Origin of the sequence: Amycolatopsis rubida (assembly GCF_900115345.1) — a bacterium.
Taxonomy (GTDB): domain Bacteria; phylum Actinomycetota; class Actinomycetes; order Mycobacteriales; family Pseudonocardiaceae; genus Amycolatopsis; species Amycolatopsis rubida.
Window position 1 is genome coordinate 37,872 of the sequence record NZ_FOWC01000024.1, and the last position, 23,839, is coordinate 61,710.

At 69.2% G+C, this 23,839-nt stretch carries 25 protein-coding genes, 1 tRNA gene and 1 pseudogene; 8 read left to right on the forward strand and 19 right to left on the reverse strand.

Features of this window, described 5'->3' with window-relative positions; genetic code table 11:
* Window positions 1-240 precede the first annotated feature (240 nt).
* The 3 genes from BM362_RS43615 (at window position 241) to BM362_RS43625 (ending at window position 3,196) form a co-directional block, all read left to right on the forward strand.
* Window positions 241-1,605 (forward strand): amino acid permease, encoded by a 1,365-nt coding sequence (locus BM362_RS43615; RefSeq protein ID WP_202506672.1) that lies wholly within the window; start codon window positions 241-243, stop codon window positions 1,603-1,605.
* A 128-nt stretch (window positions 1,606-1,733) separates the two neighbouring features.
* On the forward strand, window positions 1,734-2,480 hold the full coding sequence (locus tag BM362_RS43620) for a sulfite exporter TauE/SafE family protein (RefSeq protein WP_067593385.1): 747 nt from the start codon (window positions 1,734-1,736) through the stop codon (window positions 2,478-2,480).
* A complete protein-coding gene (locus tag BM362_RS43625; RefSeq protein WP_093577132.1) occupies window positions 2,477-3,196 on the forward strand; it encodes a sulfite exporter TauE/SafE family protein in 720 nt (239 codons plus the stop codon). Before BM362_RS43620 ends, BM362_RS43625 begins: the two co-directional genes overlap by 4 nt.
* Here the strand turns inward: BM362_RS43625 and BM362_RS48045 are convergent.
* Complete coding sequence (locus BM362_RS48045) at window positions 3,186-3,347, reverse strand: hypothetical protein (RefSeq protein ID WP_167545666.1); 162 nt, start codon at window positions 3,345-3,347, stop codon at window positions 3,186-3,188. The genes BM362_RS43625 and BM362_RS48045 overlap by 11 nt on opposite strands.
* A gap of 141 nt (window positions 3,348-3,488) precedes the next feature.
* On the opposite strand from BM362_RS48045, the gene BM362_RS43630 reads away from it, so the two are divergent.
* The gene (locus BM362_RS43630) at window positions 3,489-3,923 is read left to right on the forward strand and encodes an enoyl-CoA hydratase-related protein (RefSeq protein ID WP_093577133.1); all 435 of its coding nucleotides are present in this window, start codon (window positions 3,489-3,491) and stop codon (window positions 3,921-3,923) included.
* A gap of 54 nt (window positions 3,924-3,977) precedes the next feature.
* Here the strand turns inward: BM362_RS43630 and groL are convergent, their stop codons facing one another.
* From groL to BM362_RS43685, 11 genes are all read right to left on the reverse strand, one after another.
* Window positions 3,978-5,624: a chaperonin GroEL gene (groL, locus tag BM362_RS43635; RefSeq protein WP_093577134.1), complete on the reverse strand. Its 1,647-nt coding sequence runs from the start codon at window positions 5,622-5,624 to the stop codon at window positions 3,978-3,980.
* Window positions 5,625-5,648: 24 nt separating this feature from the next.
* Complete coding sequence (locus tag BM362_RS43640; protein WP_093577135.1) at window positions 5,649-6,674, reverse strand: NAD(P)-dependent alcohol dehydrogenase; 1,026 nt, start codon at window positions 6,672-6,674, stop codon at window positions 5,649-5,651.
* Window positions 6,671-7,402, reverse strand: coding sequence for a metal-sulfur cluster assembly factor (locus BM362_RS43645; RefSeq protein WP_093577136.1), 732 nt, complete (start codon window positions 7,400-7,402; stop codon window positions 6,671-6,673). Before BM362_RS43645 ends, BM362_RS43640 begins: the two co-directional genes overlap by 4 nt.
* The gene (locus tag BM362_RS43650) at window positions 7,399-8,406 is read right to left on the reverse strand and encodes an amidohydrolase family protein (protein WP_093577137.1); all 1,008 of its coding nucleotides are present in this window, start codon (window positions 8,404-8,406) and stop codon (window positions 7,399-7,401) included. Before BM362_RS43650 ends, BM362_RS43645 begins: the two co-directional genes overlap by 4 nt.
* A gap of 93 nt (window positions 8,407-8,499) precedes the next feature.
* On the reverse strand, window positions 8,500-8,850 hold the full coding sequence (gene mimD, locus BM362_RS43655; protein ID WP_425285776.1) for a propane 2-monooxygenase effector subunit MimD: 351 nt from the start codon (window positions 8,848-8,850) through the stop codon (window positions 8,500-8,502).
* The gene (locus BM362_RS43660) at window positions 8,847-9,950 is read right to left on the reverse strand and encodes an aromatic/alkene monooxygenase hydroxylase subunit beta (RefSeq protein WP_093577139.1); all 1,104 of its coding nucleotides are present in this window, start codon (window positions 9,948-9,950) and stop codon (window positions 8,847-8,849) included. Before BM362_RS43660 ends, mimD begins: the two co-directional genes overlap by 4 nt.
* Window positions 9,947-11,005, reverse strand: coding sequence for an FAD-binding oxidoreductase (locus BM362_RS43665; RefSeq protein WP_093577140.1), 1,059 nt, complete (start codon window positions 11,003-11,005; stop codon window positions 9,947-9,949). Before BM362_RS43665 ends, BM362_RS43660 begins: the two co-directional genes overlap by 4 nt.
* A 61-nt stretch (window positions 11,006-11,066) precedes the next feature.
* Entirely contained in the window at window positions 11,067-12,704 is a 1,638-nt protein-coding gene (locus BM362_RS43670; RefSeq protein ID WP_093577170.1) for a ferritin family protein, read from the reverse strand.
* Window positions 12,705-12,861: 157 nt separating this feature from the next.
* Entirely contained in the window at window positions 12,862-13,188 is a 327-nt protein-coding gene (locus BM362_RS43675) for a putative quinol monooxygenase (RefSeq protein WP_093577141.1), read from the reverse strand.
* 20 nt (window positions 13,189-13,208) lie between these two features.
* Window positions 13,209-15,029: a sigma-54-dependent Fis family transcriptional regulator gene (locus BM362_RS43680; protein ID WP_244287478.1), complete on the reverse strand. Its 1,821-nt coding sequence runs from the start codon at window positions 15,027-15,029 to the stop codon at window positions 13,209-13,211.
* A gap of 29 nt (window positions 15,030-15,058) precedes the next feature.
* Window positions 15,059-15,946, reverse strand: coding sequence for a helix-turn-helix domain-containing protein (locus BM362_RS43685; protein WP_208865522.1), 888 nt, complete (start codon window positions 15,944-15,946; stop codon window positions 15,059-15,061).
* A 95-nt stretch (window positions 15,947-16,041) separates the two neighbouring features.
* Here BM362_RS43685 and BM362_RS48610 point away from each other — a divergent pair, with 95 nt between their 5' ends.
* The 3 genes from BM362_RS48610 (at window position 16,042) to BM362_RS43700 (ending at window position 17,622) form a co-directional block, all read left to right on the forward strand.
* Window positions 16,042-16,431 carry an alpha/beta fold hydrolase gene (locus BM362_RS48610; RefSeq protein WP_208865523.1) on the forward strand — a complete coding sequence of 130 codons (390 nt, stop codon included), beginning with the start codon at window positions 16,042-16,044 and terminating at the stop codon, window positions 16,429-16,431.
* Window positions 16,432-16,956: 525 nt separating this feature from the next.
* Complete coding sequence (locus tag BM362_RS43695) at window positions 16,957-17,268, forward strand: hypothetical protein (protein ID WP_143132640.1); 312 nt, start codon at window positions 16,957-16,959, stop codon at window positions 17,266-17,268.
* A gap of 270 nt (window positions 17,269-17,538) precedes the next feature.
* Window positions 17,539-17,622: transfer RNA gene (locus BM362_RS43700), tRNA-Leu, on the forward strand.
* On the opposite strand, the gene BM362_RS43705 is transcribed toward BM362_RS43700, so the two are convergent.
* From BM362_RS43705 to BM362_RS43730, 7 genes and pseudogenes are all read right to left on the reverse strand, one after another.
* Window positions 17,604-19,082 (reverse strand): recombinase family protein, encoded by a 1,479-nt coding sequence (locus BM362_RS43705; protein WP_244287479.1) that lies wholly within the window; start codon window positions 19,080-19,082, stop codon window positions 17,604-17,606. The two genes, BM362_RS43700 and BM362_RS43705, sit on opposite strands and share 19 nt — an antisense overlap.
* Window positions 19,067-19,351 carry a hypothetical protein gene (locus tag BM362_RS49755; RefSeq protein WP_244287480.1) on the reverse strand — a complete coding sequence of 95 codons (285 nt, stop codon included), beginning with the start codon at window positions 19,349-19,351 and terminating at the stop codon, window positions 19,067-19,069. Before BM362_RS49755 ends, BM362_RS43705 begins: the two co-directional genes overlap by 16 nt.
* Before the next feature lie 147 nt (window positions 19,352-19,498).
* On the reverse strand, window positions 19,499-21,670 hold the full coding sequence (locus tag BM362_RS43710; RefSeq protein ID WP_093577143.1) for a P-loop NTPase family protein: 2,172 nt from the start codon (window positions 21,668-21,670) through the stop codon (window positions 19,499-19,501).
* On the reverse strand, window positions 21,660-22,385 hold the full coding sequence (locus BM362_RS43715; RefSeq protein ID WP_093577144.1) for a hypothetical protein: 726 nt from the start codon (window positions 22,383-22,385) through the stop codon (window positions 21,660-21,662). Before BM362_RS43715 ends, BM362_RS43710 begins: the two co-directional genes overlap by 11 nt.
* The gene (locus tag BM362_RS43720) at window positions 22,382-22,711 is read right to left on the reverse strand and encodes a hypothetical protein (RefSeq protein WP_093577173.1); all 330 of its coding nucleotides are present in this window, start codon (window positions 22,709-22,711) and stop codon (window positions 22,382-22,384) included. Before BM362_RS43720 ends, BM362_RS43715 begins: the two co-directional genes overlap by 4 nt.
* Before the next feature lie 15 nt (window positions 22,712-22,726).
* Window positions 22,727-23,041: pseudogene (locus BM362_RS43725) on the reverse strand (WhiB family transcriptional regulator); the annotation flags it as partial.
* Complete coding sequence (locus BM362_RS43730) at window positions 23,038-23,232, reverse strand: helix-turn-helix domain-containing protein (RefSeq protein ID WP_093577145.1); 195 nt, start codon at window positions 23,230-23,232, stop codon at window positions 23,038-23,040. The pseudogene BM362_RS43725 and the gene BM362_RS43730, both read right to left, overlap by 4 nt.
* Window positions 23,233-23,397: 165 nt before the next feature.
* Between BM362_RS43730 and BM362_RS43735 the strand changes: the two genes are divergently transcribed.
* Complete coding sequence (locus BM362_RS43735) at window positions 23,398-23,772, forward strand: helix-turn-helix domain-containing protein (protein ID WP_093577146.1); 375 nt, start codon at window positions 23,398-23,400, stop codon at window positions 23,770-23,772.
* The last annotated feature ends 67 nt before the right edge of the window (window positions 23,773-23,839 follow it).

The following is a 23,839-nucleotide window of genomic DNA, read 5'->3' on the forward strand; positions in this document are numbered from 1 at the left end:
GTCGTGCTGTCCGGGACCGGCGCGTTCTGGTCCCAGAGCATCGGCGGTATCTGGCTCTCGCGGAGGGGCCTGTTCCTTTCTACGGTGACGGGAACCACACAGCAGCTCTCAGCGACATCGCGGCGGCGGCCGGCGCGGGGACATCGAGGTCCCCCGGCGCCGCCGGAAGGAGGAGACGTGGGTTCTGCACCGGAAACAGCCGCCGAGAGCGGTCTCAAACCGGGCCTCAAGCAACGCCACATGAATCTGATCGCACTGGGCGGCGTGATCGGCGCCGGCCTGTTCGTCGGAAGCGGCGTGGTCATCCAGTCGGCCGGGCCCGCGGCGGTGGTCTCGTTCTTCATCGCCGGGCTGATCACCGTGCTCATCATGCGGATGCTGGCCGAAATGACCGTCGCGCGGCCCGCGCTCGGCTCGTTCTACGTCTACGCCAGGGAAGCGATGGGCAACCGCGCGGGCTTCACCGTCGGCTGGATGTACTGGTACTTCTTCGTGATCGTGGTCGCCGTCGAAGCGGTCGCCGGCGGCCGGATCCTGCAACTGTGGCTGCCGAACGTGCCCCTGTGGGTGCTCAGTCTCGGATTGCTCCTGCTGCTGACCGCCACGAACCTGGTCTCCGCGCGTTCTTACGGCGAATTCGAATACTGGTTCTCCTCGATCAAGGTCATCGCGATCCTGGTGTTCCTGGTGGTCGGCGCCCTGTACCTGTTCGGCGTCTGGCCCGGCGCCCACGGCGGCTTGGGCAACCTGGTCTCCCACGGCGGTTTCGCCCCCATGGGCATCGGCGCGGTACTGGCCGCGGTCGTCCCGTGCGTCGGCTTCTACACCGGTGCCGAGATCGTCACGATCGCCGCCGCCGAGTCCGCCGAACCGCGCCGCGCGATCGCGAAAGCCATGCGCTCCATTGTGTTCCGCGTGGTCCTGTTCTACGTCGGTTCGGTCTTCGTCGTGGTCGCGGTGAAGGCATGGAACGCCCCGGACACCGCCGTCAGCCCGTACGCCGCGGTCCTCGACGTCCTGGGCATCCCCGCGGTGGCGACGATCATGAACGCCATCGTCCTGACGGCCGTGCTCTCCTGCCTGAACTCGGCCCTGTACACGTCCTCGCGGATGCTGTTCGCCCTGACCCGCAACGGCGACGCCCCGAAGATGTTCACCAAACTGTCCCGCAGCGGCGTCCCCCGCCGAGCCATCATCGCCGGGACTGTCATCGGGTACGTCTCCGTCATCGCGGCGTACACCTCGCCGAACCTGATCTTCCAGTTCCTGGTGAACTCCTACGGCGCGGTCGCGCTCTTCGTGTACCTGGCCATCGCGCTGGCCCAAGTCCGTCTGCGGAAACGCCTGCAGAACACCGATCCGGGCGCGCTGAGCCTGAAGATGTGGCTCTTCCCGTGGCTGAGCTACGCCACGATCGCCTTGATGGCGGCGGTCATCCTGGCCATGGCGTTCCTCCCGACGACCCGCTCGCAGTTCTGGCTGAGCGCGGTGACGCTGGCGCTGATCCTGATCGCGTACCAGTTCCGGAAGCGCCGCCCGGCCGGACCCGCGGCGGCGACCGAGACGGACTCCTCGCGCGGAGAGGCCGGAGTCGCCTCGACCTGACCGGTCCGGCGCCCCGCGATGCCGCGGTTCTGGACCTACCGCCGTGACCAGACGAGCCTCAAGGTGAAGCCCGTCCGCTCGTCTCAGGGAGGCCCGATGCCGCACCAGTCCCGGACCCCGGCGCTCCGATGACCTTCTGGCAGCTGCCCCCGGCGGCGATGGCGTTCGCCATCGCCGCCTTGCTGGCCGGAGGCCTGATCCGCGGCTACTCCGGCTTCGGCGCTTCCCTGGTGTGGGTGAGCTGCCTCTGCCTCGTGCTGCCGCCGCCGGCCGTGGTCCCGAGCACGCTCCTGCTGGAAGTGGCCTCCAGCGTGAGCTTGCTGCCCAAGGCCTGGCCCGACGCGCACCGCCCGTCCGTGCGCTGGCTGATCGCCGGCGCGCTGGCCGGCCTGCCGGTCGGCATCTGGTTCCTGGCTGCGCTGCCGGAACGCGCGACCAGGCTGACCGTCGGGCTGGCGGTCGGAATCTCCGCACTGGCCCTCGCCTTCAGCCGGCGCACCCGTCGCCTGCCCGGCCGCGGCGCGTGCACCGGGATGGGCGCCGCGTTCGGAATTCTCAACGGCGCCTGCGGAATGGGCGGCCCGCCCGTCGTCCTGATGTACCTGGCGTCCCCGCTGCCGGTGGCGGTGAACCGCGCGAGCCTGGTCGTCTTCTTCCTGGCCGCCGACTCGATGACCGTCGCCACCGCCGGCGCCGGCGGCCTGCTCGCCGGCGACGTCCTCCTGCAGACCGCGCTGTTCCTCCCCATCGCCCTCGCCGGGGTCGCCGCCGGAAGCCTGCTGTACCGCCGCGGCGGCGGGGATGTCCGCCGGATCGTGCTCGGAATCCTCGCGGTGCTGTCGCTGGCCTTGGTAGGCCAGGCGGTCGTCGCGTGATCCTCGGCGCGCTGGCGATCGCCTTCGCGGGCTTCATCGGCGGCCTGACCGGATTCGGCGCGTCGCTGGTCGGCACTCCCCTGTTGCTGCTCATCGGATTCCCGCTGCCGCAGGTGGTCGTGATCAACCTGATCGCCACCATGATCACCAGGCTCGCCGTGCTCCACCGCGAACGGGCCCACATCGCCTGGCGCCGGGTAGCCGTCCTCGGCGCCGCGAGCCTCCCCGGCGCCGCCGCCGGAGCCCTGACGCTGCACCTGCTCCCGCCCCACGCCCTCCGCATCCTGGCAGGCACCGTGGTCGTGCTCTCCGGCCTGCGCCTGCTGCTCCGCCCGGCCCGCGAAGCCCGCCCCGCGACGACCGTCAAGCAAACGATCGCCGGGCTGCTGGGCGGATATCTCTCCACCACGACTTCCCTCAACGGCGCACCGCCTGCCGTCCTGCTCGCCTCCGCGAAAGTCCCGCCCCGCACCTTCGTCGGCGACCTGGCGGGCTATTTCGTGGTGACCAACTGCCTGTCCCTGCTCCTCCTGGTCACCGCGGGCCAGTTCGACGGCGCCGGCCTGGGCGCCCGGCTGCCGATCCTGGTGCTGGCCGCGCTGGCCGGAAACCTCCTCGGCGGCCGCCTGATCGGCCGGATTCCGCGCACGGTGTTCGACCGGGCGATCGTCGCCCTGATCGTGACGTCCGGAGCAGTGACGATGCTCAGCGGCTGATCCGCTCGGCGGCTCGGCTGTCCGGGTGCGCCTCGATCTCCCAGCCCGCGGCCTCGAGCACCCGCCTCGCCCGTTCCAGGCAGGCGCCGTGGGCACAGCCGGGTTCGCCGGAACAGGTGCGAGCGTTGCCGGGCAAACCTTCGTCGGACATCAGCGCGGGCCTTTCGCCGGGTCGTGCACAGCCGGCCGAACTCCACCACATCCGCGCCGCACCGGAGATCTCGTTCTGAGACAGAACCCCGCGGCCGCCCGGCCTACGCTCCTGGCACGTCGATCCCGGGAGGTCTGCGCGATGCCGGAGCTGGAATACCGGGCCGGGACGGTCATCCTGCGCTTTCGCGCGGCGGCCAGGCTGGACGGGGCGGCGCTGCTCGCGGCCCTGGACTACGTCGGGCCGAAGCCGGTCGTGCTGACCGGGGAGGGCGGCCGGTTCGCGCCCGCGAGCGCCACCGCGCGTTTCTCCGAGGCGACCGCGGCCGTGCGCCGCCACCCCGCGCCCGTGGTCGCCGCGATCAACGGCGACGCGACCGGAGCGGGCTATGCCCTCGCCGAGGCCGCGGATCTCCGGATCATGGCCGCGGGCGTCCTGCGCCCGCCTGGCGGACCGGCGCACGACGCCGAGACCGCGGTGGCCGCCGGGCTCGTGGATTTCCGGTGCCCGCCCGCGCGGCTGCTCGGGCTCGCTCTCCGGCTGGCCGGGGCCGCCCGGCCGGCGAACGCGGCGTAGCCGGGCGCGCCGGGACCGCCTCGGCAGCGGTCCCGGCGCGCAGTCGCGGAATGCCTAGTAGATGTTGGACGGGCGGACCATGCCCTCGGCCAGATCCCCGAACCCCGGCGCGACGATCGCCCCCGGATTCGCCACGACCTGCTCCACGATCGCGGTCTCCGTGGTGATCAGCAGCGCCGCGATGGAGGCCGCGCTTTCCAGGGCCGAGCGCGTCACTTTCAGCGGGTCGATGACGCCCGCGGCGAACAGGTCCCGGTATTCCCCGGTCAGCGCGTCGAAGCCGTGGCCGTTGCCGAGGCCCGCGACGCGGTCCTGGACCTCGTCCCCCTCGTACCCGGCGTTGGCCGCGATCCAGCGCAGCGGCTCGCTCAGCGCCCGCCGCACGATGTCCCGGCCGTGCGCCGCGTCGCCGGACAGATCCAGCTCCACCCGGCGGGCCGCCTGCGCCAGCGCCGCCCCGCCGCCCGCGACCACCCCTTCCTCCAGCGCGGCCCGCGCCGCGGCCAGCGAGTCCTCGACCCGCAGCATCCGCTCCTTCAGCTCGACGCTCGTCGCCGCGCCCACGCGCACCACCGCCACCTGGCCGGACAACCGGGCGATCCGCAGCCGCAGGCTGTCCTGGTCGTGTTCGATCCGGGCGCGCTCCAGCTGGCTCTCCAACTGCCCGATCCGGGCGCGGACCGCGCCCTCGTCCCCGGCCGCGCCGAGAATCGTCGTAGAATCCTCGGTGATCGTGATGTGCGCGCAGCGGCCGAAGTCCCGTTCGGTGACCTCGGCGAGCGTGACGCCGGAATCCTCGCTCACCACCCGTCCGCCGAGCGCGGCGGCCAGGTCCTCCAGCTCGGCGATCCGCCGGTGGCCGAATCCGGGCGCGCGGACGACCGCGGCCCGGAACGTGCCGTGCACATTCCCGCTCACCAGCAGCTGCAGCGCCGGGCCGTCGACGTTCTCCGCCAGCACCACCAGCGGCCGGTCCGCGCGCCGCGCCGCCTCGACCGTCGGCATCAGGTCCTGCACCTGGCTGATCTTCTTGTTGGTCAGCAGGAGCACCGGATCGGCGAAGCTGGCCTCCATCCGGTCCCGGTCGGTCACCATGTACGGCGAGGTGTAGCCGTGCGCGAACTCGATCCCGTCCGCCACCTCGACGCCCAGCCCCGGCCGGTCGCTCTCCTCGACCTCCACCACTCCCGAGCCGCCCACCGCCGCGAGCGCCTGGGCGATCACCCGCCCGATCCGCTCGTCGTCGCCTGCCGCCAGCGTCGCGATCCGTTCCAGCTCGGCCTCGCCGGACACCGCGACCGCCGATTTGCGCAGGTGCTCGACGACCGCCTCGACGGTCTCCTCGATCCCCCGCCGCACGCGCATCGGGTTCGCGCCTTCGCCGAGCGCGGCCAGTCCTTCGCGCACCATCGCCTGCGCGAGCACGGTCGCGGTCGTGGTGCCGTCGCCCACCACGCCATTGGTCTTCATCGCGACTTCCTTGACCAGCTGGGCGCCCATGTTCGCGAACGGCTCCCCCAGCTGGATCTCCCGCGCGATGGTCACCCCGTCGTTGGTGATCGTGGGCGGGCCGGTCAGCTTCTCCAGCACCGCGTTGCGCCCCTTCGGGCCCAGCGTCACCTTCACCGCGTCGGCCAGGGTGTTGACCCCGAGTTCGAGCTGACGCCGCGCCTCGGCGCTGAACCGCAGCTGTTTCGCCATGGTCTCCGTCCTTTCCTTGCCGGTTCAGGGAACGAGAATCGCGCGGCCGCGGACCCGGCCGGCGCTGAGATCGTCGAGCGCCTGCTGGAAATCCTCCAGGCGGTAGCGCGCGGTGTGCAGTTTCACCTTGCCCTGCGCGGCGAGCGTCATCAGATCCTGCAGGTCGGCATAGGACCCGACGAGGTTGCCGACGAAGTTGATCTCGGCCGAGATGACGTCGATCGTCGGCACGTCGATGTTCTCGCCGTAGCCGACCACGTAGTAATTGCCCGCCCGGCGCAGCATCCGCACGCCTTCGGCGGTCGCGCCGCCCTCGCCGACGAAGTCCACCACCGCGGCCGCCCCGTGGCCGCCGGTCAGGTCGAGCACCGCCTCGACGTGCGTTCCGTCCGCGACGACAGTGACGTCCGCGCCGATTTCCTTGGCCAGCGCCAATGCCGCCGGATTGCGGTCCAGCACGACCAGGGTCGCCGCGCTCATCGCCTTGAGGCATTGGATGCCGATGTGCCCGAGCCCGCCCGCGCCGATGATCACGCAGACGTCCCCGGGACGCAGCAGTTTCGCCGCCTTCGCGGCCGCGTGCTGGGCGGTGAGCCCGGCGTCGGCGAGCGCGGCCACGTCGGCGGGTTCGAGACCGGCGGCCAGTTTCACGCACGAGCGCGCCGACGTGCGGAGGTATTCCGCGTAACCGCCGTTCGTGTCGATTCCCGGGAAATCCGAGTTCTCGCAGTGCACGTCGTCGCCGAGGCGGCAGGCCCGGCACAGGCCGCAGGTGATCAGCGGATGCAGGATCACCTTGTCCCCCACCGCGACATTGGTGACCGCGTCGCCGATCGCGTGCACCCAGCCCGCGTTCTCGTGGCCGATCGTGTAAGGCAGCGCGACGCCGGACTTCTCCGCCCACTGCCCTTCGAGGATGTGCAAGTCGGTGCGGCACACCCCGGCCGCGCCGATCTTCACCACGACGTCGAGCGGACCGCGCGGCTTCGGTTCCCCGACGTCGCGCAGTTCGAGATTCCGGTGGTATCCGGTGACTTGGACGGCCTTCACGAGCGGCTCCTGGTGTTGACGACGACCGGCACGGACCCCTCGGGATCGGCGTACCGGGTGGCGAGCAGGCCCCGGCAGAAATGCGCGTTGCCCTCGATGGAAATGCGGGTCGCGGCGGCCAGCCGCAACCACAGCGCGGTGTCCGGGCGCGCGGCCGGGCGGCCGGTGTGGTCCACGAGCACCCGCGCGTGCGCGTCAGCGGGCAGGCCGATCGCTTCCCGCCTGCGCAGCAGCGCGATCTTCAACCGGTCCTCCGGCAGGTCGAACAGCTCCAGCAGCGGCAGCTCTTCCAGCGTCCACGCACCGCCCGCGAGCACCGCCCGGCAGCACCGCTCCACCGCCGCGAGGTGCGCTTTCCGCTGAAAGGTGCGGCGAAGCTCGTCGAGGCTCTGTTCCGCCTCGACGCCGAACGTGCCGACGTACCCGGCATCGGCCGCGACGCCGCCGTTGATCTTCTCCGAATCGTGGTGGTCGTCCAGCAGCACGCGAACCCGGCCCGCCTCCGGCAGCCCCGCCAGCGCGTCGCGGGCGTCGGAGACCATCAGGTACGCGAAATTCGGCGCGCAGAACGACGTCGGCAGCCGCAGGTGCACCTCGACGCCCTCGTCGTCGATCGTCACCGAGCGGACGAACCCCAGTTCGGTCACCGGCTGGTCCAGTTCGGGATCGAACACCGTCGCCAGCGCCGAGAGCACCGCGGCTTCCAGGGACAGCGCGGCCGCGGTCATCGCGCACCGGCTCCGGCGTCCGCGGGCAGGCGCAGCTGGCGGGGCACGTCGAGGTCGTAGAGCGCGGCGGCGTTGAGTCCGAGGATTTTCTTCTTCTGCGCCACCGTGATCTCCGGGTACTCCGGCAGGTCGGCCGGGATCTGGAAATCGACGAACCGTTCCACCAGCCAGCGCGGGGTCCACAGCGCGTAGTCGCTGCCGAAGAGGATCTTGTCCTCGCCCAGCCAGTACAGCAGCTCCCCGATGATCTGCGCGAAGTAGCGGGGGCGGGCGTGGATGAACGGCATCGCCACGGCCAGGCCGCCGTACACGTTGGACTCCTGGGTGGCGATCCAGCAGAAGTCCTCCAGCCGGGGCAGCCCGACGTGCTCGACCACGAAGTTCAGGTCGAGGTAGTCGGTGGCCACGTGGTCGATGTCGGCCACGTCGAACGCGTCGCGGTCCAGCGGCCGGATTGTCGGTCCTTTGTGGACGTGGATGTTCTTGATGCCGAGCTTCAGGCACTCTTCGAGGTAGCGCCGGGACCACGGGTCGTCCAGCCGGTAGCCGCGCGAATCCCCGTGCCATTCCGCGGTGTAGAGCTTCACGCCCTTCAGCCGCATTTCCCCGGCGTCGCGGCGCAGCTGCTCCAGCCCGGCCTCGCCGTCGCGCGGGTCGTAGGCGTGGTTGTAGGTCAGTTTCCCGGGGTGCTGGCGCACGAGGTCGAGGCATTCGCCGGTCTGCCCGAAGCAGGTGCGGTAGAAGTCCCGCAGCAGGGTGGCCTGGAAGATGGCGTGGTCGACGTGGCCGTCGGCGAACACGTCCTTCATCAGCCGCTCGGCGCCGTAGTAGGTGTAGGTGTCGTAGTCCCACACCTCCTCCGCGGGGCTGAGATTGCGGTGGTAGTCGTAGAAGCAGTCGATGAACTGCTTCCCGTGCACGTTCTTGATGTTCGACTCCCGCGCGTCCCAGATGTGGACATGCCCGTCGACGACGTAGTACTGCTCGCCATCCTTCTCGTACATCGGAGATCCTCGCCCTTCGTTCGTGCTCGGGGATTGCGGTGGGAGCGCGGCGGCGGGCGGCGGGCCCGCCGCCGCGCGGCTGGGGGTGCGGGCTCAGCCCTTGGCCGAGAGGTCGAATCCGATGTACTCGGCGGCGTCCTCGGGGCTGGCGAACAGCAGCGTGCGGTCGTCGAGGTGCACCATGCGGCCGTAGTGGGTCGAGCTGATCTCCTCGAAGACCGAGCCGTCGAACTCCTGGCCGAGCGCGTCGGTCAGCTCGGCGTAGTCGAATTCGAGCAGCTTCGTGCCGTCGACCCGGATCATCGACGGGTACTCGACCAGCCCGACCCCGTCCTTGGCGCCCATCACGTCGGCCACCACCCGGCCGACCGGGGTGTTCATCAGGGTCACCCCGCACCTGTCCGACACGGCGGCCCGCGACCCGAACTCCATGGCAGCGCTCACTTCTCCAGCTCCTTCGGAACGTCGAGCCCGATCTCGTCGAGCAACTGGGCGAATTTCTCCTTGCTCGCGGCGAGCGAATCGGCGAACGTGCGCGCCTTCTCCGCCGGCTGCGACCAGATCGGCTGCAACGCGCGCGCCGCGTCCAGGCACCGCGGCACCCAGACCGAAAGCCACTCGCCGAACAGCGCGCGGTTCGCCGCGCCGAACTCCTCGTCGCGGGCCAGCAGCCGGAACAGCGCGCGGGTGTAGCCGAGGTCGCGGTAGTAGTCGTGCTCGCCGGTGCCGACGATGGTCGGGGTGATGTAGTCGCCGTTCTTCGCCGAGATCTGCATGACCAGCTCGGACCGCAGCAGCTGGCCCACCAGCTGCTCGAACACCACGTTCGTGCCGAAGAGCAGCTCGGCCCAGTCGCCGACCGCGGTCAGCTCCTCGACGACCTTCCGCGTCGGCTGCCACTCCTGCGCGGCCTGCCACACGCCCTGGTGCGCGTCGCCGGCGAAGGTCTCCAGCGATTCGGACAGGTCCAGGTTGAACAGCGCCAGGTCCTGGGCGAACCGCATCTTGTGCGCGGCGTTCACCGCCACCGCCGTGTTGATCATGTTGGTCGGGCCGGACCGCTGGATCGAGGTGAACACGTGCAGCGCCATGCCGTTCTCGGCGTGCATCCACGCGCCGAGGTTGCGGGCGATGAACTTCTGCCACGCCGGGTTCCAGCCGGCGTAGGCGTTCGCGCGCTTGGCGTTCTCCAGGCACAGCGAAACCTGGCGCACGACCGCGGCGTTGTTGCGGTAGAGCGTCTGCTCCCATTCCTCGTTCGGGTCCAGGAACGCGTGCCAGTTCGAGGATTTCGCCCGCGTCCACTCCTTCGGGTAGCCGCCCGGGCCGTCGCCGAAGCCGTAGATCCAGCCCTGGCTCAGGTGCCGCTCCGGATCGGGCTGGACGTCCACGGTCACGTCCTCGTACACCGTCGCCCGCATCTTGGCCGGCTTGAAGTAGTTGTAACTGCGGCTCTTCGAGCTGGGGAACTCCAGCGCACCGGCCTCGGAGTCGGTGAACTCCACCTTCGGGAAGCTGCGCGCCGCAGCGGGACTGCTCGTCATTTCGGGCTCTCCTCCTGGTCGTCGACGACCGAGGTCGTGAACTTGTCGTAGAACACCTGATCCTCCGGAACCCCTTGCCGCGCCGCGAGATCCAGCGCGGCGTCGACCATCGGCGGCGGCCCGCAGAGATACACCTCGCTGCGGTGCAGGCCGGGCTCGCGCGCCTCCACGACGTCGGTGACCATCCCCGATTCGGCCGCCAGGCCCAGGCCGCCGCAGCCGTCGGCCGATTCGGACAACGCCACGACGAAGGCGAAGTCGGCCAGCCGCTCGCCGAGCGCCTGGATCTCGTCCAGGTAGAACAGGTCCGCGGCGGTGCGGGCGCCGTAATAGAACCGGATCCGCCGGGTGTCGCCGGTCTCGCTCAGGTGCCGCAGCAGGCTGAGCACCGGGGCCATCCCCGCGCCGCCGGCGATCAGCACCAACGGCAGCACGTGGCCCTTCTTCAGCGTGAAATTGCCGTACGGGCCGCGCAGCAGCAGCGAATCGCCGACCGCGAGACCGTCCTCCAGCAGCGAGGAAAACCGGCCGCCCGGGTACTTCTTGATGAGGAACTCCACGTGCCCGGTGGTCGAGGGCGTGGTCGCCATCGAGAAGGACCGGCAGTCCGCGGTGCCGGGAATGGTCAGCTCGGCGTACTGCCCGGCCTTGAATTCGAGCGGATCCGCCGTCGCGAGCTTGAGGCCGACGATGTCGCGGGTGTGCGCCGCGATTTCGCCGACCACGGTCGTGATCTCCTGCAACGGAGCCGAGTTGAACAGTTCGTCCTCGTCGAAGTTGAGCAGTTCGATCGTGCAGTCGCTGTAGGCGTGCGCCCGGCACAGCAGCAGATAGCCCTCCTCGACCTCCGCGTCGTTGCAGGCGAAGGTCGAATACCGCTCCATCTGGAGGTCGCCCTCCAGCACGTAGGACTTGCACGCCGAGCACTGCCCTTCCCGGCACCCGTGCATCAGGTGGATGCCCTGGCGGAAGGCGGCGTCGAGGATCTTCTCGTCCTCGGTGACCTCCATCTCGACGCCGACCGGTTCGAAGGAGATGCGGTGCTTGTCGCCCATGGGTTTCTCGTTTCTTCCGGCGCGGTCCCGCGACCCGCGCGGGTCGCGGGACCGCGGCTCGTCAGGCGACGGTGACGTTGGGGTTGGCGCGGTAGGCCGCGGCCCACTGCTCGCGCTCGGCGGCGCTCATCTCGTTGAGCGTCACGTTCGGGCTCGCGAACCGGATGCCCCGGATGTCCTCGAGCGTCCAGAGCTTCTTCGGATCTTCGAGGTCCAGGTGCGGCTGCGGGATCAGCGTCTTGCCGTCGTCCCGGACGTAGCCCAGGTCCCGGACGATGTCGGCGAGGTCGCGGTCGTGGTGCAGCGTCTCCCATTCGCGGTGCCCGGTGAGCCGGCCCATGTTCGGCGTCTCGCGGCCCTCGTACTCGCCCCGGAAGGCGACCTTGTCGGTCCAGTGGCAGGTCTCCGAGCAGTAGGTGCGCCACTGGTCGTCGACCTCGTCCACGACCATGTCCTCGCGCACCAGGCACGGCACCATGCAGGTCCAGCAGCGGTGCGGGTACTCGTAGCCGACGTCCTCGAACGCGATCGGCTTGTTGCGGCCCGGGTAGCGCAGCCGGTTGTAGGCCTCCCACCACTTGCCGAACTGGTCGTACCAGCCCGGGTACTTCTCCTCGAACCACTCGAAGTCGGCGTCGGTCATGCCGTCGATGCGCCAGTAGTTCACCGGCCAGCCGGTGGCGAAGAACTGCGCGACGCGGTGCACGTAGAACTTCTCGGTGATCCGGTTCCACGCCTCCTCGACCAGGTCGTGCGGGATCGTCAGGCCGTACTTCTCCAGCGGCAGCAGGTAGCTGCGGTAGTAGTCGTCGTAGATCCAGCGCCGCCACATCTCCGCGTAGGACTCGCGGTCCTTGCGGCGGTCCTTCGTGCCGTACTCGATGAAGGTGCCGATCGCGGCGTCCACCACGCAGTGGTTGTTCCACCACGCGTAGCGCAGATCGCGCTCCAGCAACGGCCGGTTGCGCTCGTCGGCCAGTGCCATCAGCAGGATCGAGTAGCCGTTGCTGATGTGCCGCGATTCGTCGGACTGCACGGAGTGGAACACCGTCGGCAGCAGGTAGTCCCCGTTCGCCGCGGCCTCGTCCGGCATCGCGACGAACAGCGTGTTGGTGAACGCGGTTTCGGCGACCACGGTCAGGTAGATGTTCGCCGCGGTGATCGCGTCGCCGGTGATGAAGCCTTCGCCGAACTGGCGGCCGATGGTGCCCGCGTAGTTGTTCGCGAACGCCTTTTCGGTGATGTCGAACCCGGCCGGGTCGATGTAGTTGTTCATGTACAGCTTTTTGAGGTTCATCTGGATCGTCGAATGCCGGACCTCGTCGATCATCTGCACCGCGAGCCCATTGTGGATCTCCGGGTTCGGCACCGCGTCGATCGCCATCGGCATCGCCCGCGCCGCCGAGATCTCCGGGAACGGGATGATCGAGAGGAACAGCTTCTGCCATTCCAGCCAGCGCTGCTGCACCTGCCGGAACATGTTCCCCCGGATCGCGCCGTCCATCGCGCCGAAGACCCGGTTGTCCTTTTCCTCCTCCATCGGGAAATAGGACCGCATGATCTGCTTGAGCGGGTCCTTCTTGGGCGCCTTTTCGAACGTGTAGTCCGTCCCGAAGCGCGTCGCCGGCGTCGCGAACGTCGGCTCCCACGACAGTTCGGTGATTTTGCTGTGTGCTTTGGTCAGGCTCTGCCTGCTCACCATCGGCCTCCTGGAACCCGGCGGCGTGTCCGCCCTTGTCCGTCTGACCTGGCCAGTGTGTGCCGCGCGGCGCGGGGGTTCTATCTCAATGTGAGACCGGACCGGTCCGAAAAAGCCCGCCTCCCCTGCGGGAAAGCGGGCTTTTCGCTGCCTCGGATCAGTCGGCGACAGCCATTTCGCCGAGTTCGGACCAGTCGTCCTGGTCCACCGCCGCGTGCACGACGCGCGGCGTTTCGGCCAGATATCCCGGAAGCACTTCCTGGGCTTTCCTGAAATGCGCGGACTGGACGTGCGCCGCCCCCGCGTCCTCGTCCGCGAACGCCTCCACGAGAACGTATTCCGCCGGATCGTCGAGACTGCGGGACCATTCGAACCATCTGCACCCCGCTTCGCCGCGGGTCGCCTCGGTGAATTCCCGCGCGATCTCCGGCCAGTGTCCGGCGTGTTCGAGCCGCACCCGGAATTTGGCGGTGATGAAGATCATCTGTTTCCTCTTTCTCCCGGTCACCAGGTTTCGTCGACGATGCCGAACGCGCGGATCTTCCGGTAGATCGTCGCGCGCGACATCCCCAGATCGCGTGCCGCGCGTTCCTTGCTGCCCCGGTTCGCGGCCAGGCTGCGCAGAATCGCGTCGCGCTCGATGGTTTCGAGCTTCGTGAGCCGGCGGCGGGCGAACGTGCGGCATTCGGCGGGAAGGTCGGCGACGTCGAGGACGCCGCTGCGGACACTGTGCGCCGCGGCGGCCAGCACCTCGTCGAGCTGGCGGACGTTTCCGGGCCAGGGCAGGCGCATGAGCTGGCGCACACAAGCGTCCGACGCGGAAAGCCTGCGGCTGCCCGAGCGACGCGCGAGCAGATGCGGCACGAGGCGCTGCACGTCCTCGATGCGGTGCCGCAGCGGCGGGACCTCGATCTTCCGCGCGAAGAACGCCGGCACCGCCCCCTGCGCCGCGGAGTCGGCCGGTTCGCCGCCGACGGTCGCCACCACCCAGGCGGGCGCGCCGTGCGGCGCACCGTTCTGCCAAGCGGTGAACAGCTCGGACAGAACCGGCAGCGAGTTCCCCGCGAGCGCTTCGACGTGCTGGAACAGGACCACGGGCGGATCGCTGCAGAGCACCTCCTCGGCGAGCGCGGGCAGCCAGACGTCGTGGTCGCCGGCGGTGCGGCAGTCGAGGACCACCTGCCTGCGCCCGTGCCGGAGCGCGATCGCCCTGGCCATCGAGGTCTTCCCGGTGCCGGGTTCCCCGCTGAGCGCGAGCCAGCGCCCGGCGGCGAAGCTCGCGTCCGCGGCCGCGCAGGCCTGCCGCCACTGCGGACTGGTGCCGGCCGTCCCCGGCAGCTGGAGATCGGCGCGTGCGCTCGCGCGCCGGGCGGCGGTCTGGTTCTTGACCCGGAAGACACCGCCGGCGAGCGCGTCGCCGCTGTAGACCGGGCGGTATTCGAGCCGGGCGCTGATGCCCGAGGGAAGGTCCGCCAGCACGGTCGCCGGTTTGGCCGAACCGGCGAGGTCGGTGGCGTGGGTGATCAGCGCCGAGCGATCAGTGACGTCATAGCGTTCCTCGGCGTGGCTGTTGACCATCACCACGTCGTGGTTCACCGCCAGCACCGCGCCCGAACCGCGCTGGCACGCCGCCAGGTACTCGCGGAACAGGCTCAGTTCGCGCGCACCGGTGCTCGCGAGCATCGCCTCCTCGATCCGCTTCGCGGTCGTGCGCGCGAGCGTCAGCAGAAGCGGGCCGGACGCGTCGGCCCACGACGTGAGGTCGAGAACGCCCACCAGGTGGCCGCGGACCGGATGCACGATCGGCGCGCCCGCGCACTCGAAGCCGGTCAGCACCCCGTTGAAATGCTCGAAACCCGACACCAGAACGGATTTCTGGCATTCGACCGCCGTGCCGATACCGTTCGTCCCCACCGATTCCTCGGCGTAGCTGTACCCGGGGGCGAGCGAGACCCGGTCGAGGCCGGACACGAGCGCGCGATCGGTGCAGAGCCGGTCGATGACGAGCCCGTTCGCGTCGGTCAGCAGGATCGCGGCCGGATGACCGGCCAGTTCCTCGCTCAGGTTCGCCAGTACCGGGGTGGCGCTGTGCGCGAGCAGGCTCTCCTCGTCGCGGTCGGGCACGTAGACCGGCTCCGGCCGTTCGGCGTCGACCCGGTTCTCCAGCGCGCGCCGCCACGACGCGGTGATGACGTCCCGCACGCCGGACACTTCGGGGGAGCCCCGGGACAGGAACAGTTCCCGCAGGTCGCGCATCGACTCGTTGCCTCGCGTCGCCACCACGTCTCCTTTGACGTCCAGTGCCCCGGGCTCCTGCCCGCCCACGGGCCCTCATGGTGCACTCGTGGCGCGCATCACTTTGTCTCATAGTGAGACAAGACCCGGCCGGGCCGCAAACCGCGCTGATCCCGCCCGGCCAGGGTCTCCGACTGCCACCGCCCGGGACGGACGCCGGTCTGGTGCGCGAAAAACGCCGAGAAGTTCGCGGCGTCCGGGAAACCCAGCCGCTGCCCGCAGCGGGCCGCGCCGAGCCGATCGTGCGCGAGCAGCCGCTTGGCTTCCAGCACCAGGCGTTCGCACAGGTACTCCTTGCCGCCGCGCCCGGTAGCCGAGCGAACGGCGCGGGACAGCGTCCGCGGCGAGCACCCGAGCTTGCGAGCGTAGTACGCGATGTCGTGGTGGAGGCGGAAATCTTCCTCCACCGCGACCTGGAACCGCGGAAACAGCTCCTGCCCGGACTCGCCGCCCGCCACCGGCGGCGCGACCCGCAGCAGCAGCGCGGACAGCACCAGACCGAGCAGTTCACCTGCCCCCGACGCCGCGGCAGTCTCCCCCCGAAGATGCGCGAGCGCGGCGGTGACCAGCGGCCACTGCCCCTCTGCCACAGTCCAGCTCTCCAACGCACCGGGACCGGCCGCAAGCGCGCGGCTCCCCGGGGTGGCGGCCGGGGCGGTGGGCACGAACAGCACCACGTCTCCGGCCAGATCGCCGAGGTCGTCCCAGCGGTGCACGACTCCAGGCCGGATCCACACCACGCTCCGCGCCGACAGCGAGTGACGGGCGAAGTCGATCGAAACCGCGCCGTGCCCACGCCGGACCACCGCGAGCACATGGAAGTCGCCCCGTTCGCTAGCCCCGCGGTCCAGCCTGCGCAGCTTCGCGAACGACATCGTCTCCACCGACGCGCCCGACTCCCCCGGCGGCTGATAGACGAGCTGGCGAATCTCGATCACGGTGTCCATTTTTCACCATTCCCCGTCCGCTCACACCGATGCGCCAGCCCGACCCCGACGGTTGACTCGGTGTCAGAAAACTCCCGTCGAGAGAGGACATCCTCGTGACCACAAGCACCGCGAACCAGCTTCCGGTCTACGATTTCCGCCCCGGCGATCTTCCAGCGTTAGTATTTCTTCACTATTGGGGCGGCTCGGCCCGAACCTGGCAGCCCGTACTCGACCGGCTGCCCGGACACGCCGCCGTGACCATCGACCTGCGCGGATGGGGACGTTCCCGCGAACTGCCCGGCCCGTACTCGCTGGAACAGTCGGCGCGCGACACGCGCGCGGTGCTCGCCGACGCGGGCTTGACCAGCTACATCCTGGTCGGGCACTCCATGGGCGGCAAAGTCGCGCAACTGGCCGCGTCCGCACGTCCGGCCGGACTCGCCGGACTGGCCCTGGTCGCTCCAGCCCCGGCGAAACCCGCTGCCGAAGTCACCGCGACGTAGCGGGAAGCGCTGTCGCACGCCTACGACTCCGACGAGTCGACAGCGCACGCCCGCGACGCCGTCCTCACCGCCACCCCGCTCAGCGATCAAGCAAAAGCCCAGGTCACGGCCGATTCCCGGACCTGCGCCGACGAAGCCCGTCTCGAATGGCCTTCGCACGGCATCGCCAAGGACATCACCGGCGCGGCCCGCCGCATCGACGTTCCCGTCCTGGTCGCAGCAGACGAGCACGACCAGGTCGAGCCGCCCGCGACACTGCGCGGCAACCTCCTGCCCTACCTGGCCCAGGCAGCCCTGACCGTCATCCCCGGCAGCGGCCACCTCCTGCCCCTGGAAGCACCCAGCGAACTCGCGCACCTGCTCCAGAACTTCGCGACGGCCGCAGTCGCCCGTCCTCGCGCCAGCTGACCAAGAACGTCGCCCGCCCCCGAACTGGCCACCCGATTCGCCCACCATCCACCTCGGTGAAGCGCACCGCCACCGGCCCGTCCGACCGAACCCCGCCGCCCCCCGATCGCCGCCACCATGCCGGTCCGATCGTCGACGCAGAATGCGCACGAGCACGTCGTCAGCACTCCAGCCGTAATGCGCCAGCGCGTCGAACAACGCGCCCTGCCACGCTCGCTCGGCAGGCAAAAGACGCCCCCAGCCGCCGCCAACACCGTCCGGGCACGGCTCACCCTCCGGCTTCGCGACAGAGAAAGCCGCTTCGCCGAACGCCGAGGCAGTGCTCTCCGCCTGATCGACCTCTCGACGGAAATCCAGGATGCCGCCACGGACCCGCAGGCCAGTGCGAAAACCTCACGCGCCGGAGCGCCGCTGTTGCCCGTGAACTGATTCCCCAGGACCGCCAGCAGTACCGTGATTCACGGCTGGACTCCTTTCGCCGCGAGAGACCGGATTAGCCTCACCCGCCGCGCCCCGACCCCCGCTGCCCGACCGCGCACGGGACATCTCAGGACGTGCCCTTGAAGCAGCCAGCAAGCTGCGGACACTCCAGGAATTCGGCATGTCCCGAACAGATGATCTTATCACCCGAACCTCGACGCGGTTTCACACCCCCCTGAATAGGCGTGCCAGACCGTCGTATACTCTCTTCATCAGCAAGTCCGAGTGGCGGAATGGCAGACGCGCTAGCTTGAGGTGCTAGTGTCCTTAACGGACGTGGGGGTTCAAGTCCCCCCTCGGACACACACATTATTTACCCGTGGAGAGGCTGTCACGTCGACGGCCTCTTTTTCGTGGTCGAACCGCAGGTCAAGCCGCAAGTCCCGGTAAAGCTGAGCCAGTCGGCCCGGCTGACCGTCGGCCAGTGCAGCGCTGACGTTGCCGAGTGAGTCGATCATCGCGTAGACCTCCGCCTCGCCGAGCCCCGCAGGTTCGCCAGCGCTCATCAGTTCCGCCTGAGCGGCCGCCCGATCGGCTTGTGCCCGGTTGATTCCCTCGACAACGGCTGACGGGTCCACGCCCGCGGAGATGGCGTTCTGGAACCGCTGCAGCCTGGCTTCCGCGTCCTCCAGTAGCTTCCGTGCGGCTCCGTTGTCCGCTGCTTGCGGTGTCGGCTGAGCCTGGACCAGTTGTTCAACGGTTCGCGCGATGTTCTGCCGGTCGAACAGGCCGCCGATCCACTCGTTCAGCGCGTCCCTTAGCGGTTCTTCTTTGAGGTAGATCGTCGGCGGGTGCGTGAGCAGGGCCGGCGAGCCCGGCGTGAGTGTCCTTGCCGGGCAGCGGTAGTACATGCCGTGCTTTCGCGGGCTGCCTTCCATCTTCCGTCCGCAGGCGGTGCACCGAATGAGTCCACGGAACAGATACGCGTGCTTGACCGTTCGTCCTGCGCGCTCGGTCTTGCGCGCGGTCCGCAGACCACCCGCCGCTTTGGCCCGCCGCATCAACTGCGTTTGCGTGAAGTCCTGGACAGACACGATCTCGGGATGTGCAGGCTTACGGGAGCGAACCACCCGATCCGGCTTGGCGCGACGGAACCGGACGACGTTGCCGGCCGCTACGTCATCAGGATCAAGCAGCATTTCCTGCCTCGCCCATCGCCCGAAGAAAGCGAAGCCGGTGTAACGCGGGTTCTTCAGAATCGACCGCACCGTGCTGCCCTGCCAACCATCGGCAAGGCGGTGCCGGTTCTGGTCCGGCCGCCGCGCCGACGGACAAGGGATGCCGTCGCGATTCAGCCCGTTGGCAATCGCCCGGTCTCCATTGCCTCCGAGGTATTCGGCGAAGATGCGACGCACGACTTCGGCAGCTGATTCGTCAAGGGCGAGTAGACGCAACCGGAACCCCTCTGCTGCCTTCCTCGGGTTGGGATGCGGTCCGCCGTCCACGACTACGTAGCCGTACGGAGCCCGGCCGCCCTGGTGACGTCCTTCATTGACTACCTGCGCGTCCATCGCGGCCCGCACGCGAGCCTGAACGTGCTGCCGCTCCGACTCGCTCATGCCGCCGAGCACGCTCATCAGCATCTTGTGAGACGGGTTCCGCGGATCGAACTTCCCGCCCAGTTCCGGCACCCACAAGTCCACACCGTAGGCCGCGAACCGCGGCGCGATGAGCGAGAACTGATTTCCGAACCAACACCGGGTGCCCTCGCCGACGACCAGCGCATCCCAACCACGGCGGGGGTTCTTCAGTGCGGTGAGCAACTGCGAAGCCTCGGTACGGCGGTCCCAGGCACCGAACGTGACTGCCCGATATCGAAGTACTCCGCCACGATCCGGCCACCCAGCGGCTCGACGAACTTCCGCGCGTTCCCGAACTGCCAGCCGCGAGAGGTTTCCGGGTCCTGGTTGTCCTCCGTCGAGCACCGCCCGTAGACGGCCAAGGTGCCGATCCCTTCGTCAACGGGCGCGGCCACGTCCAACCCAAGGATCTCGTCCAATTTCGACCATTGGTCGCTGATTTCAGCGGACATCTGTGGCCTCCCTTGCCGGCCCTTTTAGCACCGGCACCTCAGTCAGTTCGATCAGTACGGCCAGCAACGCGCGCGCAGCCGCAGGCGTCAACTGTGGCAATCCCGCAGGTAGGATAACCCGATAGGCCTGACCTTCCACCCGTGCACTCATGACGGATCACCGGCTCCGGCGAGTTCGCCGCCATCGCGGACACGCTCGACAGCTCGGCGGATATCAGCGGTCAGGTAGCCGCGTACCTGCCGCGTCTCGCCGTCTTCGCTGGTCACGCGATCGCGCGTTGGTCGGCACCCCACCTCGCTCATCTGCTGCGAGAACGTCCTCCGGTCAGCGTCCAACGCCTCCAGCAGCTCGGCCGTCGGCACGAAGTCGCGACCGTCGGGGCCGAGGTCGTCACCCAGGTAGGTGACGAGCGAGGCGAGCGATTCCGGCAACTCGGCCGGTGGTACGGCCGTGCCCGCGCCGAGAGCGTGCGCGACGGCCGCATGGTCGAGCGTCGGCATGGCGTCCTGACCGGCCGCGTGCCCTGTGAGCGTTCCCTCGGCCTCGCGCAGAGCACGCCCCTGCTGGCAGATGGTCTGCCAGTCCTCGTTCGGCATGTAGTACGTCCGGACCGTCATGGCCAGCACGTCGGCCCCGGCCGCCGTGTCGCCGTCCGGCCGGAGAACGCCGACACCCTTGTGCGAGGCCAGCAGCCGCGAGGAGTCGAACCCGCGGGTGTTCATCTGCTCGCCGAGCACGATGTTGGAGTCGCGCCAGTCCATCACTCGGAGCGCGAACCGCGACCCGAGCACCGCCCGGAGCCCGGACGGGATGGTCTTCGAGTCCGGCCGTTGCGTGGCCAGGACAAGCACGATTCCGGCCGCCGGCCCTTTCTTCGCCAGCCACGTCAGCAGTTCGCCAACGTACTCGCCCGCCGCGAGCTTCTTCCCTTGTACGTCAACGGGCGTGCGGTCTTCGAGCGGCACCTGAACCTCATCGATGAAGATCGCCGTGACCGGCATGTTCAGGGCTTTGTCCCGCGACATCTCCGGCGTCACCTTCGACTCCGGGCACACGATGTCGTCGAGATCCCGCATCCGTCGGTACCGGCCCTGGACCTCGGCAACCAGCTCGACCAGCCAGTCGACGAGCGCCAGGACGTGTTCGGGCTCGTCACCTGCCATGAAGCGGTGTGCAACCTGCGCGGCCGCGATCCAGTCCTTTCCGGCCTTGAAGTCCGCCACATAGAGCCGCACCCACGCATCCAAGATGAGCCCGCTCGCCGCCAGTCGAGCAGCGAACGTCTTACCCTGCCGAGGAATTGCACCGATCAGCAGCGACGTCCATACGAGCGGAAGGTCGATCCGCCTGTCTCGTGCGTCGCGTCCGAAGGGGACCGCTCGCCACGCGTCCCAGCGCGTCACGCTGAGCAACGGCGTCTGGAGCGGCGGCCGGGCATACGGGTCCTCATCGGCGACCCACATCGAGATCCGCCCGGCGTGCCCGCCGTTGCCGCGGACGCGCTCGACGATGAGCTGAACTTCGTCGACCGCGAGCGCCGACGCCAGTGCATCCCGGTTCTTGACGACGTCCGCAGCCTTGCGTGTGGCCGGCAAGTCCACGGTCACGGCCCACCCGTCGCCCACGCGGGTCGCGCGCTCGACCAGGCGAAGCGTCTCGTCCTTTCCGATGAGCTTCGTGTCTCGGAACGCGTCCACGAGAACCTGCGGGTCCATCGTCCACGTGAGTGTGCGCGGGCCGGCAAGTGCGGGCTTCCGTCCTGGACTGCCGTCCTTACGACGGCCCAGAACAGCGAGTGCCAAAGACGCCGCAGCCCCGCCGATCCACAACGGATCGGCGCCGTACAGCAGATTCATCATGGCGACGGCCAACACCGCAACGGCGACCACCGCGCCGGTGACCTTCCACCGGAACAAGGTGAGTTCACGGATCTCCGTGAACTTGTCGGCAAGCTTCTCCGACTCCTCGGCTGCCGTCCGGTAGTCGTTCACCTTGACCCAACCGCGCCAGGACCGTACTCCGACCACGATCCCGCGCACCACCGCGCCGACGTACCGGACCGGTGACTTGACCACCCAGACCACGGCATCCTTCGCGGCCTGGATCGCTTGCGGCTTGCTCTTGAGCCACAGGGGCACGCGCGGCGAGTGCGTCCACCACCGAGCGAACCGACGTCGGACAGTCCGGGCGCGCGGCTGAGGCAAGGTGTCGTCGATCAGTTCGCCGTCGAGCACCGGGCCGACGTGCTCGACGTCCCCCGAAGCCACCCGAGCGAGCCTGGCGCTGCTGTTTACCTCGGCATCCGATTCAGCGGTCATGGCGCACCTCGTCCGCAAGCGCGCTGGCCAGCCGAGACGACAACCCGCGCGAGCACCCGGTGACCTCCCGGACCCATGCCGGCGTCACCTTCACGTCAGGCGTCCACGCTTGACGTGCCTCGGCGAGGTAGTCGGCAAACAGCCGCCGCGCAGGCCGTTCACGGGCAGGCGCCGGCAGTTCATGAACGTTCGTGGTGTTCGCGTGTGCGGCCTGCACGGCGTCGGTGAGCTTGTCGCGCAGGTCGGTGACAGCCTCGGCCGCGACGAACACGACCATCGGCGGCACGGAGTGCAGAACCACACCGGCCGGCGATCCGGCCGCCCACGACGACCAGGTGTTCATGACGTACGTAGCCGCCAGCGTGAGCCACTTCGCCGCTCGGACCCACCGTCCGGTGTGGACCTGGTACCGGGCGGTCACCTGTTCGGCTCGCAGGATCGCGAGCAGCACCAGGCACACGGTCGGGTCCAGCAGCCACGCTGTCAGCCAGGGCAGCGACCCGAAGGCAGCTCCGGCGGCGGCGAACCACTGCACGTTGGCCGTCGTGAACGCCAGACCGAGGATGATCCCGGCCCAGCACAGCCGGTCGACCTGAGCGCGGATTCGCTCGACCTGAAGCGCGACCACGTCCGGGTGGGTCCGCCAGCGCCGGACGTCGGCCGCTTCGGCGGCGTCTTTGGCGAGCCGCTGAGCGCGGGGAAGCTGCTCGCTCATCGGCGACCACCGCCCCGGCGCGTGGTGTCCAGCGACGTCACGGTGAGAGCACGAGTCAGGACGTAGGCCGCGACCAGGTCCGGCGCGCCGAGCACTACGAGCAGCAACGTCGGGTTCCCTGGGTGCGTGATCACGAGCCACTGAACGCCGACGAACGCTGAGCCTGTGAACAGCACCCGCCCGGCGAGCGACACCACTCGGGCGCCCGCTCGCGCCGTCTCGGCAGCACGGCGCGCCCTGCGTGCGCCGAACCGCCATATCGTGAACAGGGCAAACAGCACCGCGACGCCCGCGAGAACCTGCGTAGGCGAGAGGGTGAGCGTCATCGACGCCTCACCTCCCCGTCGCCGCAGCCAGACGGGATGCAGGGCGCGACGGTCGGTGTCCGGCAGCGCGCCCCACACGCCGAGCGTGTCCGGCCCGGCGGAACGCAGGTCGAGTTCAAGGCACTCATCGATCACCGGGCAGCCGGCACAGAGCCGGGCAGCCAGCTCCCTATCCGGCGGATCATCTCCGGTCAGCTCCGGCAGCTCGGCCCGCTCGAACGCCCAGAAGCACAGGCCGTCCCTGGCCACGACGTTTGTCAGCACGTCGTCGGGCACAGCGGCGTATCGGTCGAGGCGGGCAGCGATCGCCGCGTAGTCGTGATCGCTTATCGCGCACCACCGCCGAGCGCCCGCCGCAGCTCGGCGGCCGGAATGACGAGCCGGGAGCGGCGCCGCACTGCGCGCAGCTCGCCGACCCGGATAGCGCGATGGATCGAGTTGAGGTCGATGCCGAGTAGCCAGGCAGCTTCGGCTGGCGAGTAGAACGCCGGACCACCGGCGTTGGGCATTTTCTTCTGCATTGGGAAGTTCCTAAAGTCGTCACGCTGATTTAAGCGTGAAATGAGAGCTGATTTAGTCGAATGAAGACGTGAGAATGGCCCGAATGCGCGACGCGGGGTGGATCTCGGCGCCGTCGAATCCGTCAAGCGCTAATGTCGGCGCTGAGGCGGACCACGGAGGAATAGGTGTCGGAAGACTGGGCGGCGGTCGCGAAGGCCATCAACGAGCGCGTGAACGAGCTCGGATGGAAACAGCGCGAGCTTGCCGAGCGCTCGCAGGTCTCCCAGGCGATCGTCCGCGAAATCCAGAACCACACCGTCGAGCGCAAGCGCAGCGACCGGACGCTCGAAGCGCTGGCCGTCGCACTCGGGCTGCACCCGCAACACCTGCTCGCCGTCCTGCACGGCCGCATCCCGCCGACGCTGGGGCAGCCCCGCGAGAACATGGAAGATGCCGTGTCGGCGCGTCTCGCTGTCATCGAGCAGCGGCTGACTCAGATCACCGAGCAGCTGGCCGATCTCACCGAGCTGCTTCGCCGCAATGGGACGTCCCGCGACTAGCGCGAATCCCTTTCGGGGGGCGGCCGACTCGGCGGCCCGCCGGTGTTTCTCGTCGTATGTCATGCCT

Excerpts from the sequence above, each read along its gene's own strand:
- BM362_RS43615 (WP_202506672.1), top strand. The coding sequence starts at position 241 with ATGAATCTGATCGCACTGGGCGGCGTGATCGGCGCCGGCCTGTTCGTC.
- BM362_RS43620 (WP_067593385.1), top strand. The coding sequence starts at position 1,734 with ATGACCTTCTGGCAGCTGCCCCCGGCGGCGATGGCGTTCGCCATCGCC.
- BM362_RS48045 (WP_167545666.1), bottom strand. The coding sequence starts at position 3,347 with ATGTCCGACGAAGGTTTGCCCGGCAACGCTCGCACCTGTTCCGGCGAA.
- BM362_RS43630 (WP_093577133.1), top strand. The coding sequence starts at position 3,489 with ATGCCGGAGCTGGAATACCGGGCCGGGACGGTCATCCTGCGCTTTCGC.
- groL (WP_093577134.1), bottom strand. The coding sequence starts at position 5,624 with ATGGCGAAACAGCTGCGGTTCAGCGCCGAGGCGCGGCGTCAGCTCGAA.
- BM362_RS43645 (WP_093577136.1), bottom strand. The coding sequence starts at position 7,402 with ATGACCGCGGCCGCGCTGTCCCTGGAAGCCGCGGTGCTCTCGGCGCTG.
- BM362_RS43650 (WP_093577137.1), bottom strand. The coding sequence starts at position 8,406 with ATGTACGAGAAGGATGGCGAGCAGTACTACGTCGTCGACGGGCATGTC.
- BM362_RS43660 (WP_093577139.1), bottom strand. The coding sequence starts at position 9,950 with ATGACGAGCAGTCCCGCTGCGGCGCGCAGCTTCCCGAAGGTGGAGTTC.
- BM362_RS43665 (WP_093577140.1), bottom strand. The coding sequence starts at position 11,005 with ATGGGCGACAAGCACCGCATCTCCTTCGAACCGGTCGGCGTCGAGATG.
- BM362_RS43675 (WP_093577141.1), bottom strand. The coding sequence starts at position 13,188 with ATGATCTTCATCACCGCCAAATTCCGGGTGCGGCTCGAACACGCCGGA.
- BM362_RS43685 (WP_208865522.1), bottom strand. The coding sequence starts at position 15,946 with ATGGACACCGTGATCGAGATTCGCCAGCTCGTCTATCAGCCGCCGGGG.
- BM362_RS43695 (WP_143132640.1), top strand. The coding sequence starts at position 16,957 with ATGCCGGTCCGATCGTCGACGCAGAATGCGCACGAGCACGTCGTCAGC.
- BM362_RS49755 (WP_244287480.1), bottom strand. The coding sequence starts at position 19,351 with ATGTCCGCTGAAATCAGCGACCAATGGTCGAAATTGGACGAGATCCTT.
- BM362_RS43710 (WP_093577143.1), bottom strand. The coding sequence starts at position 21,670 with ATGACCGCTGAATCGGATGCCGAGGTAAACAGCAGCGCCAGGCTCGCT.
- BM362_RS43715 (WP_093577144.1), bottom strand. The coding sequence starts at position 22,385 with ATGAGCGAGCAGCTTCCCCGCGCTCAGCGGCTCGCCAAAGACGCCGCC.
- BM362_RS43720 (WP_093577173.1), bottom strand. The coding sequence starts at position 22,711 with ATGACGCTCACCCTCTCGCCTACGCAGGTTCTCGCGGGCGTCGCGGTG.
- BM362_RS43730 (WP_093577145.1), bottom strand. The coding sequence starts at position 23,232 with ATGCAGAAGAAAATGCCCAACGCCGGTGGTCCGGCGTTCTACTCGCCA.